Origin of the sequence: Roseinatronobacter ekhonensis (genome assembly GCF_900499075.1) — a bacterium.
Classification (GTDB): Bacteria; Pseudomonadota; Alphaproteobacteria; order Rhodobacterales; family Rhodobacteraceae; genus Roseinatronobacter; species Roseinatronobacter ekhonensis.
In genome coordinates, this window is the sequence record NZ_UIHC01000010.1 from 23,731 (window position 1) to 37,394 (window position 13,664).

Below are 13,664 nucleotides of genomic sequence, written 5' to 3' on the forward strand. Positions count from 1 at the left end.
GCCCGCGCCGCCAAAGCCACGCCGGACGAGTCTGGGCTTCGGTCTGGGGCGCATTTTGGCGTGTGTTTGTGCTGTCCTAGTGTCCGCAGCCCTGCCGGTGGTTACCGCGTCGCCCGCGTCTGCACAGCAAGACGCCGGATTTGCAACGCTTCTGGCAGACCGTCTGTATCTGGATGGCCCGAACCGGTTGATCGCTGAAGGAAATGTCGAGGCGTTTTTCGGCGAGTCGCGTGTAACCGCCGAGCGCATTGTTTATGACCGTGCCAGCGGGGGCATGCAGATCACCGGGCCGCTGGTCTTGTCCGAAGGGTCAGGCACCGTTTTATTGGCAGACAGCGCGGAACTGCGCGAGGGGCTGCGGCTTGGCCTGATACGGTCGGCGCGTGTCGTGTTGGAACAGCAGTTGCAGATTGCCGCCACAACGGTCGAGCGCCGCTCCGAGCGGTTCACAGAGATGAACAATGTCGTCGCATCCGCCTGCGAAATCTGCCCCGAGCGCAACACACCCTTGTGGGAGGTGCGCGCCGACCGCGTGGTGCACGATACCGTCGAACGCCAGCTTTATTTCGAAGGTGCGCGCTTTCGCATGTTCGGTCTGCCCGTGGCCTATATCCCACGTCTGCGCGTGCCCGACCCCAGCCTTGAGCGCGCGACAGGGTTTCTCAGCCCGCGCTTTTCGCTGGATAGCGACCACGGGCTTGGCCTGCGCGCACCCTATTTCATCGCGTTATCGGCCGATAAGGATCTGACGCTGACGCCGTTTCTGGGCACCAAAGGAACCTATGCCCTGGAAGCCCGCTACCGGCAGGCCTTTTCCAACGGGATGCTGGAACTTGGCGGCCTGATCGCGCGCGACTCGATCCGCAGTGGCGAATTGCGCGGGATGCTATACGCTGTCGGTGATTTCGACCTGCCGCGCGGCTACAGCCTTAGCTTCAACCTGATCCAGCCCTCTGACCGCAGCTTGCTAGAGGATTACGACCGCGACCAGTCGCGGCTTGTCAGCGATATTACCCTGGAACGCGTGCGCCGTGACGAGCGTATCCGCGTGCAGGCACTGCAATTCCGGTCTTTGCGATTGGGGGACGTGAATGCCACGCTGCCCAATTCTGTGGGGCAGGGGCTGTATGACCGACGGTTCGACATGCCCGTAATTGGTGGTGTCGGGCGTCTGCGGCTGGAAGCCGAAGGCTACAGCCGCCGCCAGCCGCTTGGTCCCGACCCCAAACGCGTTGCCCGTTTGTCAGGGGATCTGCGTTGGCGCCGCGACACGGTTCTGCCCGGTGGCGTGCTGGGGGCTGTTGGCCTGAACCTTGGGATGGACCATGTCCGCGTGGCGCCCGCGCTCAGCGGGTTCGCGCCAGCAACGACCCGCTTGCGTCCGTCGGTCATGGCCGAATTGCGCTGGCCGCTGGTTCGGGCCAGTGCAGGCGGCGCTCGCCATGTGATAGAGCCGGTTGCGCAGGTTATCTGGAGCAATGACAAGTTGTATGGCCTGCCCAACGCCACAAGCCGTATGCCGGAACTGGACGAGGGCAACCTGTTCAGCTTTGACCGCTTTGCGGGCGGCGATGCCCGCGAAGCCGGTTTGCGCGCCAATCTGGGGCTGAGTTGGACGCGGTACGACCCGGACGGGTGGTCCAGCACGATCACCTTGGGGCGGATTATCCGCGACCGTGATCTGGGACAATTCTCTGCGGCGTCCCCGCTTGCGGGCAAGCAATCGGACTGGTTGCTCGCGGCCAGCGTAGACACGGCTGCGGGGCTGACCCTGTCCAGCCGGTCGCTCTTTACGGATAACTTTGACCTGACGCGCAGTGCGATCGAACTGGACTGGACGACCGACGCGTTCAGCATTTCGACCAGCTATATGCACATAGAGGCAGATCCGTTTGAAAATCGGCCCGCAACCGCGTCGGAATGGACCTTCGACGGGAGCCGTGCGCTGGACGAAAACTGGACCGCCCGCGTGGGGTGGCGCTATGACATTGCGCAAAAACGCGCTGCGCGGACCTCTCTTGGGCTAGACTATGAAAATGAATGCCTGCGCATGGCCATGCAGGTGGAACGGAAGTATTCGGCCACAACGAATTCGACCGCGACCCGGTTTGGCCTGAATGTGGATATTCTGGGCATTGGCGGGAACCCTTCGGTCGCACGAAAAAGGTGCTCTGATGGGCTTTGAGAAGCGGGTTGCGGGGCATGACATGGCGCGCCGTGTGGTGTATGCCCGAATGGAACCGCCCAGCACTCACAGCGCGTTGCGACGCGCCACGCAGCAGAACGGACCAAATGCAGATGCGTAATACCATGTCTTTCCGCGCCAGTTTTCTCGGTCTGGCCCTTGTCACGCTGGCTGCGTTGCACATCGCAGCAGGACCGGCGCTGGCTCAAAGCCCGTTTTCTCCGGTGCGCAAGGTGGGAGATCGCGTGATCACCGCATATGATGTGGATCAGCGCATTACCTTTCTGGAGCTTCTGAACGCAGGCGCGGCCGACCCGCGGGAAGAGGCACTTGCGCGCCTGACCGAAGAGGCCGTCCAGCGCGACTATGCGCAACGGCAGGGTGTCCGCATCACCTCGGATGAATTGTCCGAAGGCATGGCCGAATTCGCCAGCCGTGCCAATCTGGAGACAGAGGCGTTCCTGGCCGAGCTTGCCGATGGCGGGGTGTCGCAGGAAGCCTTCATGTCCTTTGTCGAAGCCGGTTTGATGTGGCGCAAGATTGTCGGCCCGCAATTGGGTGGCACAATTTCCGTCACCACTACGGATATTCAACGCGCCCGCGATGTCGCCGCAATCCGCGGCACGAAGCGGGTGCTGATCTCCGAAATCTTTCTGCCCGCAGATCCACAATATGCAGAGCCGGTGGCCCAGATCATGGGCTTGATCGAAGATGCCAGCGGTGCAGAAGAATTCTCAGCCTTGGCCCGCGAATATTCGCTGGCTGGCAGCCGGGACGCAGGAGGGCGGCTGGATTGGGTCGCACTTGAACAACTGCCCGGTCCGATTAGCGGTCCGATGTCTAACGCAGTACCCGGTCAGATTGTCGGACCGATTGAGCTTAGCGGGGCCATCGCCTATTTCCAGTTGCGCGCCGAGGATAGCACGCGCGATATTCCCGCAAGTCAGGTCAAACTGACCTACAAGCGTCTGCTTTTGCCGGGTGGCCGCAACCCCGATACGCTGGCCCGGTTGGCAGAAATTCGTGCCCGCGTGCAACATTGCAATGCGCTGGACCCGTTCGCGGCTGGCCTGCCTGACGGGTATATCACCGACAATGACGCGTTGATGCAGAGCATTCCGCAAAGCGACGCGGTCGAACTGGCACGGCTTGACCGGTTCGAGATTTCGGCCAACACGGTCGAAAACGGCAATCTTGTGGTTTTGATGCTCTGTGCGCGCGAGTTGGAATTGGAACAGCGCCCCAGCAATAGCCAGATCGAAAACAGCCTGTTCAACGCCCGACTGGGCGCGCGTGCGCAGTTGAAACTGGACGAGCTGATCGCCGATACCGTGATTGTCGATTACTGAGGTTCTCTGCGGGCGAGCCGACGGTTTACCCGTCGGTGCCCGACAGGTCGCCGCCGATCAGGGCCTGAGCAAACTCTTCAGGGTCAAAGGCTTGCAGATCGTCAATCTGCTCGCCCACGCCGATGGCATGAATCGGCAGGCCGAAGCGGTCGGCCAAAGCCACCAGAACGCCGCCGCGCGCCGTGCCGTCCAGTTTGGTCATGACCAAGCCTGACACGTCAGCCAGCTTGCGGAAAATCTCGACCTGGTTGAGTGCGTTCTGCCCCGTCGTCGCATCCAGAACCAGAAGCGTGTTATGCGGCGCGTCGGGGTCCAGCTTGCGCAGCACCCGCAGGATTTTCGCCAGTTCTTCCATCAGGTCGGTGCGGTTCTGCAAACGCCCGGCGGTGTCGATCATCAACAGATCGACCCCCTCCGTGCGCGCCTGCACCAATGCGTCATGTGCAAGGCTTGCGGGGTCCGACCCCTCTGGCGCGGTCAGTACCGGAACACCGGCGCGCTGCCCCCAGACCTGCAACTGTTCCACGGCGGCGGCCCGGAACGTATCGCCCGCCGCGATCATCACCGATTTTCCGGCGGCACGGAACTGGCTGGCCAGTTTGCCAATCGTGGTGGTCTTGCCCGCACCGTTCACACCCACGACCAGCACCACCTGCGGGCGGGCGGCGTAAAGCGGCAGGGGCTTTGCCACAGGTTCCATGATGCGGGCAACCTCGCTGGCCAGTGCCGATTTGATCTCGGGCACCGACATCTTGCGTCCAAACCGCCCCTCGGCCAGATTTGCGGTCACGCGGCCTGCGGTGTCCACCCCCATGTCGGCGGCGATCAGCAGATCTTCCAACTGCTCCAGCATGTCATCGTCGAGCACCCGGCGCGGCGCACTCCCGCCGATCACCCGGCCCAACAGGCCCGGTTCCGGTTTGGCGGGCGCAGTGTTGTCGGATGCGTTTTCGGGCGCGTCCTCGTCGGCGGCCTCGTCGACCAGCGCGTCCAGCCCTTCCTCCAGCCTCGAGGAAGACTTGAACATCCGATCTTTCAGCTTCTTGAAAAACGACATGCGATCCGGCCTTAGTTGTTCAGCACAGGGCTAGCGCATTGTGCGGCAAAGGGAAAGACGCGCCTTGCACCATCAAAACTGCAATCAGCCGCATGGCGCTTTTGGCGTGTCGTGCTATCTTTGTATCAAAGCCATGTGGTTGTCCTAAAATGAAACACCCTGTTCTTCCTTTCGCTCTTGCCAGCCTGCCTCCGGTGGCGCTGTTGGCGTTCGGCGCGGTCTATGGCGGGCTATGGCTGTGGGCGGCGGCGCTTTATACATCCTTCTTCGCCTTCGGGTTGGATGAAGCTTTGGCAATGGCCAATCGCGAGGGTGCCGACGAGTCCACGGAACGCGCCGCCAACCGTCTGTCGGTGGCGCTGGCGCTGTCCCATCTGGCGCTCGTCCCGCTTGGCGTTGCGGCAGTGGCGGGGGCTACGGGGCTGACCACGTTGGACCAGGTTCTGGCGTTTTTCGGCTTTGGTCTGTTCTTCGGGCAGATCAGCAATTCCAACGCGCATGAGCTGATCCACCGCAGCACCGCGACGTTGTTCGGGCTGGGCAAATGGGTCTATATCTCTATGCTGTATGGCCATCACACCACGGCGCACCGCCTGTTGCACCACGCCCATGTAGCCACGCCCAAAGACCCGAATTTCCCGCCCAAGGGGCGCAGCTTTTATGCCTATTTCACGCGCGGCTGGATCGGCAGTTTCACACGCGGTTTCGCGGTCGAGCGTGCGCGCGCCGCGCGCACCGGGCGGCGCAACCCGTATGTCGAATATGTGGGCGGGGCAGTGGCCCTCTTGCTTGCGATGTGGCTGGCCTTTGGCGGGGCGGGGGTGCTGGCGTATCTCGGCCTGTGCTTTTACGCGCAATCGCAGCTGGCGATGGTGGATTATTTGCAACATTACGGGCTGGCGCGGCGCAAGCTGCCCGATGGAAGCTACGCGCCCCAGACCATGCTCCATAGCTGGAACAGCCCGCATTGGTTTTCCTCGCATATGATGGTCAACGCATCGCGCCATTCCGATCACCATGCCAATCCGGGCCGTGTCTATCCCGCGTTGCGGCTGGACGCAGATATGCCGGTTCTGCCCTATTCGCTGCCTGCCATGGGGATCATTGCGCTTGTGCCGCCGCTGTGGTTCAAAATCATGGACAGGCGGGTGGATAAGGCCGTCGCACGAATGGAGGTTGCATGATCCGTATCATTCTGGCGCTGGTGCTGCTGGCACTGCCCGCGCATGCGCAAACACCGATGACCGCTGCCGAGTTCGAGGCGTATGTGACCGGCCGAACCCTGACGTTCGGGTTTGACGGGCAGTCCTACGGGATAGAGGAATTCCGCGAGGGAAGGCGCACGACATGGGCGTTCATGCAAGAGGAATGCCGCGAAGGGCGCTGGTTTCCGCGCGATGAACAGATCTGCTTTGTCTATGATGACTTTCCGAATGAAGAACATTGCTGGATCTTCTGGCAAGACGAGGCTGGCCTGAACGCGCGCTTCATGGGCGAGGGTGGCACCGAACTTTACGAGGTGCAGCAAAGCCCGCGTCCGCTGATCTGTCCGGGGCCACAGGTCGGGGTTTGATACGTTGTGGCGGGCATTCGCCTGGCCCCGTGCTGTGACGATCAGCCAAACGCCAAGGCGCTGCACCATAGCAAGCGCACAAGTCCGCTTTGCCCCGCAACCCCGGTTTTCGCATATATCTGCTTGGCATAGCTGCGTCCGGTTTCCCGGGTCAGGCCTAGGGCCGCGCTGGCCTCGGTCAGCGCCGAACCTTGGCCCAGGGCGCGCGCCAGCCGCGCTTCTGACAAGGTCAGGCCCAAGGCGCTTGCGATCCGCTCTGGCGCAGGCAAGTCGCGTTTGGCCCTTAGCAGCATGTCGCCATCCGGCAGTCCATAAGCCGTGATGCCGCCGAGGGCCTGCATAGCACCGGGTGCGACGGCTGTCGGTATGGCATGTCCAGCCTCTGCTAACAGGCGCGTGGCCGTCGCATCGGGCCCATCCGGCCCGATCTGTCCCAGCCCCGCCCGCCAGAGCAGCGCTTGCGCGCCGTTCAGTGCCTGCGCCATCGCCGCGCGCTCTTGTCCCAATACAACGGCTTGCGCGATATGCGGCATCAACGCAGACAGGCGCGCGCTGTCGGCGGCGCGAAAGCTGCCGCGCGGCTTGTGCAGCCACAAAGCGGCCCAAGGTTTTTGTGCAACGACCACACGCGCGTCGCCCTCGGTGAAATCGGGGTCAAACGGCCCCGCACGGTCCACAAGTTCCTCTGCGCTATAGACACGGTTCGGACGCAGCGCGCCAAAACAGGTGGGACAGGGCAGGGTGTCGCCGAAAACTGCGCGCTCTGTGTACAGCGTGGCGCGCGCTGCCTGCATCTGGTCGCGCAATTGCAGCAGCACACGGTCCCATGCGGCTGTATCGCGCGCCGTTTCGCCAAGCGCCAGAAGGATGTCACTGTCATCACGCGCGATCATTCTGGCACCATACCCCCATTTGGGGGGTGTGGGCAATTCCGTTCGCGATTACACCCCCGTCCAAGCGCAACCTGCGGAGCGGATATGACACAGAGCACCCTGACCCACCTGCAACGGCTAGAGGCCGAGGCGATCCACATCATGCGCGAGGTGGTCGCCCAAGCCGACAACCCCGTCATGTTGTACAGCGTCGGCAAAGACAGCGCCTGCATGCTGCATGTCGCGAAAAAGGCGTTCTACCCCTCACCGCCGCCGTTCCCGCTGTTGCATGTCGACACCACATGGAAATTCAAGGCCATGTATGCGATGCGCGAAGCCGCCGCGCGCAAGGCCGGGATGCAACTGATCGTGCACCAGAACCCCGATGCGCTGCGCCAAGGGATCAACCCGTTCGACCATGGTGGCCTGCATACCGATATGTGGAAAACCGAAGGGCTGAAACAGGCGCTGGACCTGCACGGCTTTGACGCCGCGTTCGGCGGCGCGCGCCGCGACGAAGAGAAAAGCCGCGCCAAGGAGCGGATTTTCAGCTTTCGGACCGCATCGCACCGCTGGGACCCCAAGAACCAGCGGCCGGAGCTGTGGCGCACCTATAATGCGCACAAGGCCAAGGGCGAATCCATGCGCGTTTTCCCGCTGTCCAACTGGACCGAACTGGATATCTGGCAGTATATCCATTTGGAAAACATTGACATTGTGCCGCTATACTACGCCGCGAAGCGCCCCACGGTCGAACGTGACGGCATGCTGTTGATGGTCGATGACGACCGCTTCCCACTTTGCGACGGCGAAGAGCCTGTTATGCGCTCCGTCCGTTTCCGCACGCTGGGCTGCTATCCGCTGACCGGCGCGGTCGAGTCAGAGGCAACCACCTTGCCGCAGATCATTCAGGAAATGCTGCTGACCACCACGTCGGAACGTCAGGGCCGCGCCATCGACCACGATCAGGCCGCGTCGATGGAGAAGAAGAAGCAGGAAGGGTATTTCTGATGTCAGATATCTACAAAACCGATGCGCTGATTGCGGAAGATATTGATAAATATCTGGAAATTCATCAGCACAAGACCATGCTGCGCTTTATCACCTGTGGGTCGGTGGATGACGGGAAATCCACGCTGATCGGGCGGCTGCTGTATGACAGCAAGATGATTTTCGAGGACCAGTTGGCCACGCTTGAATCCGACAGCAAGCGCGTGGGCACGCAAGGCGAGGGGATTGATTTCGCGCTGCTGGTCGACGGTCTGGCGGCAGAACGCGAGCAGGGCATTACCATCGACGTGGCCTACCGCTTTTTTGCCACCGACAAACGCAAATTCATCGTGGCCGACACGCCGGGGCATGAGCAATATACCCGCAACATGGTAACAGGCGCGTCCACCGCCGACCTTGCCGTCATCCTGATTGACGCGCGCAAGGGCGTGCTGACACAGACGCGGCGGCACAGCTACCTCGCGCATCTGATCGGCATTCGCAACATCGTGCTTGCCGTGAACAAGATGGACCTGATCGGCTATGACCGCGCCAAATATGACGCCATTGTCGCCGACTACCGTGCATTTGCCGAAAGCATCGGCATTTCCGAGTTCACCGCGATCCCGATTTCGGGGCTTGCGGGCGATAACATCACCACGCGCAGTGACAACACGCCGTGGCATGATGGCCCTGTGCTGCTGGAGCATCTGGAAACGGTCGAGCTGAACCAGAGCGTTGAGCAGGACAAGCCATTCCGCATGGCGGTGCAATGGGTGAACCGCCCGAACCTGGATTTCCGCGGGTTTTCCGGCACGATCGCCACAGGCTCGGTGGCCGTGGGTGACAGCGTGCGCGTGCTGCCTTCGGGCAAGACCTCTACCATCTCTCGGATCGTGACGATGGATGGCGACCTTGCCCAAGCTGTTGCCGGACAGGCGATCACGCTGTGTCTGGCCGATGAAATCGACTGTTCGCGCGGCCAGCTTATCACCGCCGCCAAAAGCCCGGTCGAAGTGGCCGACCAGTTCGAGGCGACAGTGATCTGGATGGATGAGGTCGACCTGACCCCCGGTCGCACCTATTGGATGAAGCTGGGGCCGCAGACCGTCAGCGCCACGATTTCGCAGCCCAAGTATCAGGTCAACGTCAACACGATGGAGCAACTGGCGGCCAAAACGCTGGACCTGAACGCCATCGGCGTCGCAAATGTGACGGTGGACCGTGACATTCCGTTCGCACCCTACACCGACAGCCGCGATCTGGGTGGGTTCATCCTGATCGACAAGATGACCAACCGCACCGTTGGCGCGGGATTGATCCATTTCTCGCTGCGGCGTGCACAGAACATTCACCGGCAGGCCACCGATATCAGCCGCGAACATCATGCCAGCCTGAAGAACCAGGCACCTATGGTGCTCTGGATGACGGGCCTGTCAGGGTCGGGCAAATCGACCATCGCCAACCTTGTGGAAAAGAAACTGGCGCGGATGAATCGCCACACGTTCTTGTTGGATGGTGACAATGTGCGTCACGGTCTGAACAAGGATCTGGGCTTTACCGATACCGACCGAGTGGAAAACATCCGCCGCGTGGGCGAGGTGGCGCGCCTGATGACCGATGCCGGGCTGATCGTGATCACGGCCTTCATCTCTCCGTTCCGGTCCGAACGCGAGATGGTGCGCGGCGTGATGCAGCCGGGCGAGTTCATCGAGGTCTTTATCGACACACCGTTGGAAGAGGCCGAAAAGCGCGATGTGAAAGGGCTGTATGCCAAGGCCCGCGCGGGGGAGTTGAAGAACTTTACCGGTATCGATTCGCCGTATGAGCCGCCAGAGGCACCGCAAATCCGCATCGACACCACCCAGATGAGCGCGGATGCGGCGGCAGACCTGATCATCGCCAAGTTGCTTCCCTAGTCTGGTTGTCGCGCATGTGAACTGGCCCGCCCTTGTTGGGGCGGGTCTTTGCGCATAGCGAGGGGGCAGTCGCGTAGCACAAAGGGGACCATTGTGACGTGGTTTGTGACCGGTGCCTCTTCGGGCTTGGGGCTGGAGATGGTGCGCCTGCTGGTTGCGCGGGGGGCCGTTGTGCGCGCCACGGGGCGCCGCGCGCCCGACCAATTGCCTGCCGATTTCCCGGATTGCCCGTATCTGCCCTGTGACCTGTCGGACCCGCGCGCCGTGGCCGAGCTGGCCGACTGGGCCACAGGGCAGGGGCGCGTGCAGGCGGCTGTGCTGAACGCGGGCGCGGGCTATTTTCGGCCGCTCGCCCGGGAAACGCCCGAAGACATCGCCCGTGTGCTGGCTATTAACCTTGAAGCGAATATCACCCTTGCGCATCGTTTGCGGCCTGCGCTTGCGGGCGGGCGTTTGGGCCTTGTCGGTTCTGTCGCGCAAAAGGGGGCGGCGGGAATGCCGGTCTATGCCGCCAGCAAGGCCGCGCTGGACGGGTTTGGCCGTGCGCTGGCCGAAGAATGGCGCGGCGCGGTGACGGTGCGTGTGTTGCACCCCGGCCCTGTGGCGACGGGCATGGCCACGCGCGCGGGCCGCACCCCCGATTTCGCGGACCGGCTGTTCCTGCCGCCGCGTCGCACCGCTGCCGCCCTGTTGCATGCACTGGAAGCGCGGCGCGGCGCAGACCGGCAAACCGTGTCCTTTCTGCGGGTTGGCCTGCACCGTCTGGGCGGGAGGACGGTATGAAGGTTCTGATAACAGGCGGTGCCAGCGGGCTGGGCGCGGCGTTTGCGTCAACCTGCGCCGCGCGCGGCAATACAGTCCATGTGATCGACATTGCACCAACCGCGCAGGGTTTTGCGCATGACATGGGCAGCGCGGACCCCGCCGCGTGGGACGCACTAGTCCAATGGCTGGCGGCGAATGGTCCGTTCGATCTGGTCATCCTCTCGGCAGGCATCAGCGCCACCGGCCGGTTCGAGGCGATCCCGCTGTCCGACCATCATGCGGTGACATCGGTCAACCTGACCGGTCCGGTGCGGCTTGTGCATATGCTGGACACGGGCGACCACCTGAACGCCGGGGCGCGACTTGTCTTTGTCGCGTCGCTTTCGTGCTTTACTGGCTATCCCGGTGCCGCCAGTTATGCTGCCAGCAAGGATGGTCTGGCAGGCTTTGCACGCTCTTTGCGCGGACCAATGCGCAAGCGTGGCGTAAAGGTTCAATTGGCCTGCCCCGGCCCGATGGATACACCCCATGCAAGCCGCTACGCGCCCGAGGGCTCCAGTGCAAAAGGCCGCCTTGCCCCGGATCGCGCGGCGCAGGCAATTCTGAACGCGCGCCGCTTTACGATCATTCCCGGCGCAGGGCCGAAGCTCGCGGCGTTTCTGGGCCGCCTTGCCCCGCAAATCATGACCCGGCTCATGGGCCGGGTCTTGTTCTCCAAGCTGAAATAGCGATCAGGCGGTCAGCCCCTCTGGCTCTGCCAGCCCGTTGGCGCGGCAGCATGCGGTCACGGTATTGGCCAGCAAGCAGGCAATCGTCATCGGACCGACACCGCCGGGCACAGGCGTTATTGCACCCGCCACGGCAGCGCAGCCGTCAAACGCCACATCGCCGACCAGCCGGGTCTTGCCCGCGCCCTTTTCTGGCGCGTCAATCCGGTTGATGCCCACGTCAATCACCGTCGCGCCGGGTTTCACCCAATCGCCGGGGATCATTTCGGGCCGGCCCACGGCAGCAACCAGAATATCGGCGCGGCGGCACACCTCGGGCAGATCCTTGGTGCGCGAATGTGCGATCGTGACCGTGCAGCTTTCGCCCAGCAACAATTGTGCCATCGGTTTGCCGACAATGTTCGAGCGGCCCACCACGACCGCGTTCATCCCCGACAGGCTGCCGTGATGGTCGCGCAGCATCATCAGGCACCCCAGCGGCGTGCAGGGCACCATGCTTTTCTGGCCTGTTCCCAACAAACCAACATTGGAAATGTGAAAGCCGTCCACATCCTTGGCCGGGTCGATACTGTTGATGACAAGGTCCGAATCCAGATGAGCAGGCAGCGGTAACTGCACCAAAATGCCGTGAACTTCGGGGTCGGCGTTCAACTTTGCGACCAGTGCAAGCAGGTCCGCCTCGGGTGTGTCTGCATCCAGCTTATGTTCGAAAGATGCCATTCCGCACTCGACCGTCTGCTTCCCTTTCGAGCGCACATAGACTTGGCTTGCCGGGTCTTCGCCGACAAGCACAACGGCCAAACCGGGAACGATCCCGTGCTCCTCGCGCAGCCGCGTCACATGATCTGCGACCTTGTCGCGCACGCGCGCCGCAAAGGCTTTTCCGTCAATCAGGGTGGCAGACATCGTCCCTCTCCTTGCACTTAGCTGGCGGCGTAGCTTGCCGCATAATGATCCCGCTGCATCCGCGCAGCCAGAACCGCGTTCTTCAACAAGGTGGCCACCGTTACAGGCCCCACGCCGCCCGGAACGGGTGTGATCCACCCCGTGACCTCGGCGCAACTGTCGAAATCGGCGTCACCCACGGTGCGGCCTTCGACCCGGTTTATCCCGATATCAATCAGCGCAGCGCCTGGTTTCAGCATCTCTCCGGTCACAAGACCGGGGCGGCCCACGGCGACAAACACAGCGTCGGCGCGGCGCGAATGTACCGCCACCTGCCGAGTCATGTGGTGGCAGACCGTGACCGTCGCCCCCAGCCCCATCATCAAAAAGGCGATGGGCTTGCCGACAATTTCCGAATGCCCGATCACGACCACGTCCAGCCCTTCGACCTGCAAGGGCAGGGTCTTCAGCATCTCGACCGCCGCAACAGCGGTGCACGGGCCAAGTGCCAGATCGTTATAGACAATATTCCCGATAGAGGCCGGGTGCATCCCTTCCACATCCTTGAACGGGTGCACCGCCTTTTGCAGTGCCTTGACCGGAATATGTGCGGGCAGCGGGCGCTGGATGATAATGCCGTGCACTCTGGGGTCACTGTTCAACCCGGTCAGCACGCCGGTCAGTTGTTCCAGCGAAATCTCGGCCGGATAGGTGCGCTGCTCGAATTCCACGCCAGTAGATTCTGCCTGCTTTTGCTGGTTGCGGACATACAGAGCCGAAGCTTCGCCATCGCCCACGGTGATCGACACCAGCTTGGGTGCCCAGCCGGTCCGGTCCAGTTCGGCCACATCGCGCGCGACCTCGTCACGCATCGTTTGTGCGATGGATTTTCCGTCAATCAGCGTGGCGGTCATGCCGTGCCCTTTCGTGTCGCACCCAAGACCCGCTCTTCACGGGCGATGGACCAGTCAATCAATTCGGACCAGAGCGCGCGCGCCAGCGCGGGGTCCAGCCCTTGGGTCGTGGCTTCTGCTGCAACCCTGTCCAGAACGTCGCGCACCCGTGCATCAATTCGTGCTGGCAGCCCTTCGCCCGGTTTCAACTCTATCGCGCGGTCGATATGCGCGGCGCGCTGGGTGAGCAGCGTCACAAGCTCGCGGTCAATCTGGTCAATCTGGGCACGTAGTTGCGCCATGTCAGTGCAGGATTTTGGATCGGGCATCGCAGAGGGCCTCTATGAACGGATCATGTCCTTGTGTCCTAGACCGGCCATGCTGCAACTGCAAACGCGTTCAAACGGGATGGAGGGCGGGGCGACGCCGGGCCGCACCCGGCCCGGCG

At 62.4% G+C, this 13,664-nt stretch carries 14 protein-coding genes; 9 read left to right on the forward strand and 5 right to left on the reverse strand.

Going from position 1 to position 13,664, the window contains the following annotated elements; translation table 11 throughout:
• Nucleotides 1-79: 79 nt before the first annotated feature.
• From ROE7235_RS06815 to ROE7235_RS06820, 3 genes are read left to right on the forward strand one after another with little or no spacing between them, the layout of a single operon-like run.
• Entirely contained in the window at nucleotides 80-2,185 is a 2,106-nt protein-coding gene (locus ROE7235_RS06815; protein WP_183073370.1) for an LPS-assembly protein LptD, read from the forward strand.
• Entirely contained in the window at nucleotides 2,175-2,306 is a 132-nt protein-coding gene (locus ROE7235_RS20785) for a hypothetical protein (RefSeq protein WP_281272825.1), read from the forward strand. The genes ROE7235_RS06815 and ROE7235_RS20785 overlap by 11 nt, the downstream gene beginning before the upstream one ends.
• The gene (locus ROE7235_RS06820; protein WP_183073371.1) at nucleotides 2,299-3,534 is read left to right on the forward strand and encodes a peptidylprolyl isomerase; all 1,236 of its coding nucleotides are present in this window, start codon (nucleotides 2,299-2,301) and stop codon (nucleotides 3,532-3,534) included. The genes ROE7235_RS20785 and ROE7235_RS06820 overlap by 8 nt, the downstream gene beginning before the upstream one ends.
• Before the next feature lie 25 nt (nucleotides 3,535-3,559).
• Here ROE7235_RS06820 and ftsY read toward each other — a convergent pair whose 3' ends face one another.
• Nucleotides 3,560-4,591, reverse strand: a complete 1,032-nt coding sequence (gene ftsY, locus ROE7235_RS06825; RefSeq protein WP_121093956.1) for a signal recognition particle-docking protein FtsY — start codon at nucleotides 4,589-4,591, stop codon at nucleotides 3,560-3,562.
• A 149-nt stretch (nucleotides 4,592-4,740) separates the two neighbouring features.
• On the opposite strand from ftsY, the gene ROE7235_RS06830 reads away from it, so the two are divergent.
• On the forward strand, nucleotides 4,741-5,775 hold the full coding sequence (locus tag ROE7235_RS06830; RefSeq protein WP_121093958.1) for an alkane 1-monooxygenase: 1,035 nt from the start codon (nucleotides 4,741-4,743) through the stop codon (nucleotides 5,773-5,775).
• Entirely contained in the window at nucleotides 5,772-6,164 is a 393-nt protein-coding gene (locus ROE7235_RS06835; protein WP_121093960.1) for a hypothetical protein, read from the forward strand. Before ROE7235_RS06830 ends, ROE7235_RS06835 begins: the two co-directional genes overlap by 4 nt.
• A 41-nt stretch (nucleotides 6,165-6,205) precedes the next feature.
• Here ROE7235_RS06835 and ROE7235_RS06840 read toward each other — a convergent pair whose 3' ends face one another.
• Entirely contained in the window at nucleotides 6,206-7,057 is an 852-nt protein-coding gene (locus tag ROE7235_RS06840; RefSeq protein WP_121093962.1) for a helix-turn-helix transcriptional regulator, read from the reverse strand.
• A gap of 84 nt (nucleotides 7,058-7,141) precedes the next feature.
• On the opposite strand from ROE7235_RS06840, the gene cysD reads away from it, so the two are divergent.
• The 4 genes from cysD (at nucleotide 7,142) to ROE7235_RS06860 (ending at nucleotide 11,438) form a co-directional block, all read left to right on the forward strand.
• A complete protein-coding gene (gene cysD, locus ROE7235_RS06845; RefSeq protein ID WP_121093964.1) occupies nucleotides 7,142-8,047 on the forward strand; it encodes a sulfate adenylyltransferase subunit CysD in 906 nt (301 codons plus the stop codon).
• Nucleotides 8,047-9,945, forward strand: a complete 1,899-nt coding sequence (gene cysN, locus ROE7235_RS06850) for a sulfate adenylyltransferase subunit CysN (protein ID WP_121093966.1) — start codon at nucleotides 8,047-8,049, stop codon at nucleotides 9,943-9,945. The genes cysD and cysN overlap by 1 nt, the downstream gene beginning before the upstream one ends.
• A gap of 93 nt (nucleotides 9,946-10,038) precedes the next feature.
• On the forward strand, nucleotides 10,039-10,728 hold the full coding sequence (locus tag ROE7235_RS06855; RefSeq protein ID WP_147434178.1) for an SDR family NAD(P)-dependent oxidoreductase: 690 nt from the start codon (nucleotides 10,039-10,041) through the stop codon (nucleotides 10,726-10,728).
• Entirely contained in the window at nucleotides 10,725-11,438 is a 714-nt protein-coding gene (locus tag ROE7235_RS06860) for an SDR family NAD(P)-dependent oxidoreductase (protein WP_183073372.1), read from the forward strand. The genes ROE7235_RS06855 and ROE7235_RS06860 overlap by 4 nt, the downstream gene beginning before the upstream one ends.
• 3 nt (nucleotides 11,439-11,441) lie before the next feature.
• Here the strand turns inward: ROE7235_RS06860 and folD are convergent, their stop codons facing one another.
• From folD to ROE7235_RS06875, 3 genes are read right to left on the reverse strand one after another with little or no spacing between them, the layout of a single operon-like run.
• Complete coding sequence (gene folD, locus ROE7235_RS06865) at nucleotides 11,442-12,344, reverse strand: bifunctional methylenetetrahydrofolate dehydrogenase/methenyltetrahydrofolate cyclohydrolase FolD (protein ID WP_121093970.1); 903 nt, start codon at nucleotides 12,342-12,344, stop codon at nucleotides 11,442-11,444.
• Nucleotides 12,345-12,361: 17 nt separating this feature from the next.
• On the reverse strand, nucleotides 12,362-13,237 hold the full coding sequence (locus tag ROE7235_RS06870) for a bifunctional 5,10-methylenetetrahydrofolate dehydrogenase/5,10-methenyltetrahydrofolate cyclohydrolase (protein ID WP_121093972.1): 876 nt from the start codon (nucleotides 13,235-13,237) through the stop codon (nucleotides 12,362-12,364).
• Nucleotides 13,234-13,545 carry a chorismate mutase gene (locus ROE7235_RS06875; RefSeq protein WP_121093974.1) on the reverse strand — a complete coding sequence of 104 codons (312 nt, stop codon included), beginning with the start codon at nucleotides 13,543-13,545 and terminating at the stop codon, nucleotides 13,234-13,236. The genes ROE7235_RS06870 and ROE7235_RS06875 overlap by 4 nt, the downstream gene beginning before the upstream one ends.
• Between the last annotated feature and the right edge of the window lie 119 nt (nucleotides 13,546-13,664).

Coding starts and splice junctions, on each gene's coding strand:
- ROE7235_RS20785 (WP_281272825.1), top strand. CDS start 2,175: ATGGGCTTTGAGAAGCGGGTTGCGGGGCATGACATGGCGCGCCGTGTG.
- ROE7235_RS06820 (WP_183073371.1), top strand. CDS start 2,299: ATGCGTAATACCATGTCTTTCCGCGCCAGTTTTCTCGGTCTGGCCCTT.
- ftsY (WP_121093956.1), bottom strand. CDS start 4,591: ATGTCGTTTTTCAAGAAGCTGAAAGATCGGATGTTCAAGTCTTCCTCG.
- ROE7235_RS06830 (WP_121093958.1), top strand. CDS start 4,741: ATGAAACACCCTGTTCTTCCTTTCGCTCTTGCCAGCCTGCCTCCGGTG.
- ROE7235_RS06835 (WP_121093960.1), top strand. CDS start 5,772: ATGATCCGTATCATTCTGGCGCTGGTGCTGCTGGCACTGCCCGCGCAT.
- ROE7235_RS06840 (WP_121093962.1), bottom strand. CDS start 7,057: ATGATCGCGCGTGATGACAGTGACATCCTTCTGGCGCTTGGCGAAACG.
- cysD (WP_121093964.1), top strand. CDS start 7,142: ATGACACAGAGCACCCTGACCCACCTGCAACGGCTAGAGGCCGAGGCG.
- cysN (WP_121093966.1), top strand. CDS start 8,047: ATGTCAGATATCTACAAAACCGATGCGCTGATTGCGGAAGATATTGAT.
- ROE7235_RS06860 (WP_183073372.1), top strand. CDS start 10,725: ATGAAGGTTCTGATAACAGGCGGTGCCAGCGGGCTGGGCGCGGCGTTT.
- folD (WP_121093970.1), bottom strand. CDS start 12,344: ATGTCTGCCACCCTGATTGACGGAAAAGCCTTTGCGGCGCGCGTGCGC.
- ROE7235_RS06870 (WP_121093972.1), bottom strand. CDS start 13,237: ATGACCGCCACGCTGATTGACGGAAAATCCATCGCACAAACGATGCGT.
- ROE7235_RS06875 (WP_121093974.1), bottom strand. CDS start 13,545: ATGCCCGATCCAAAATCCTGCACTGACATGGCGCAACTACGTGCCCAG.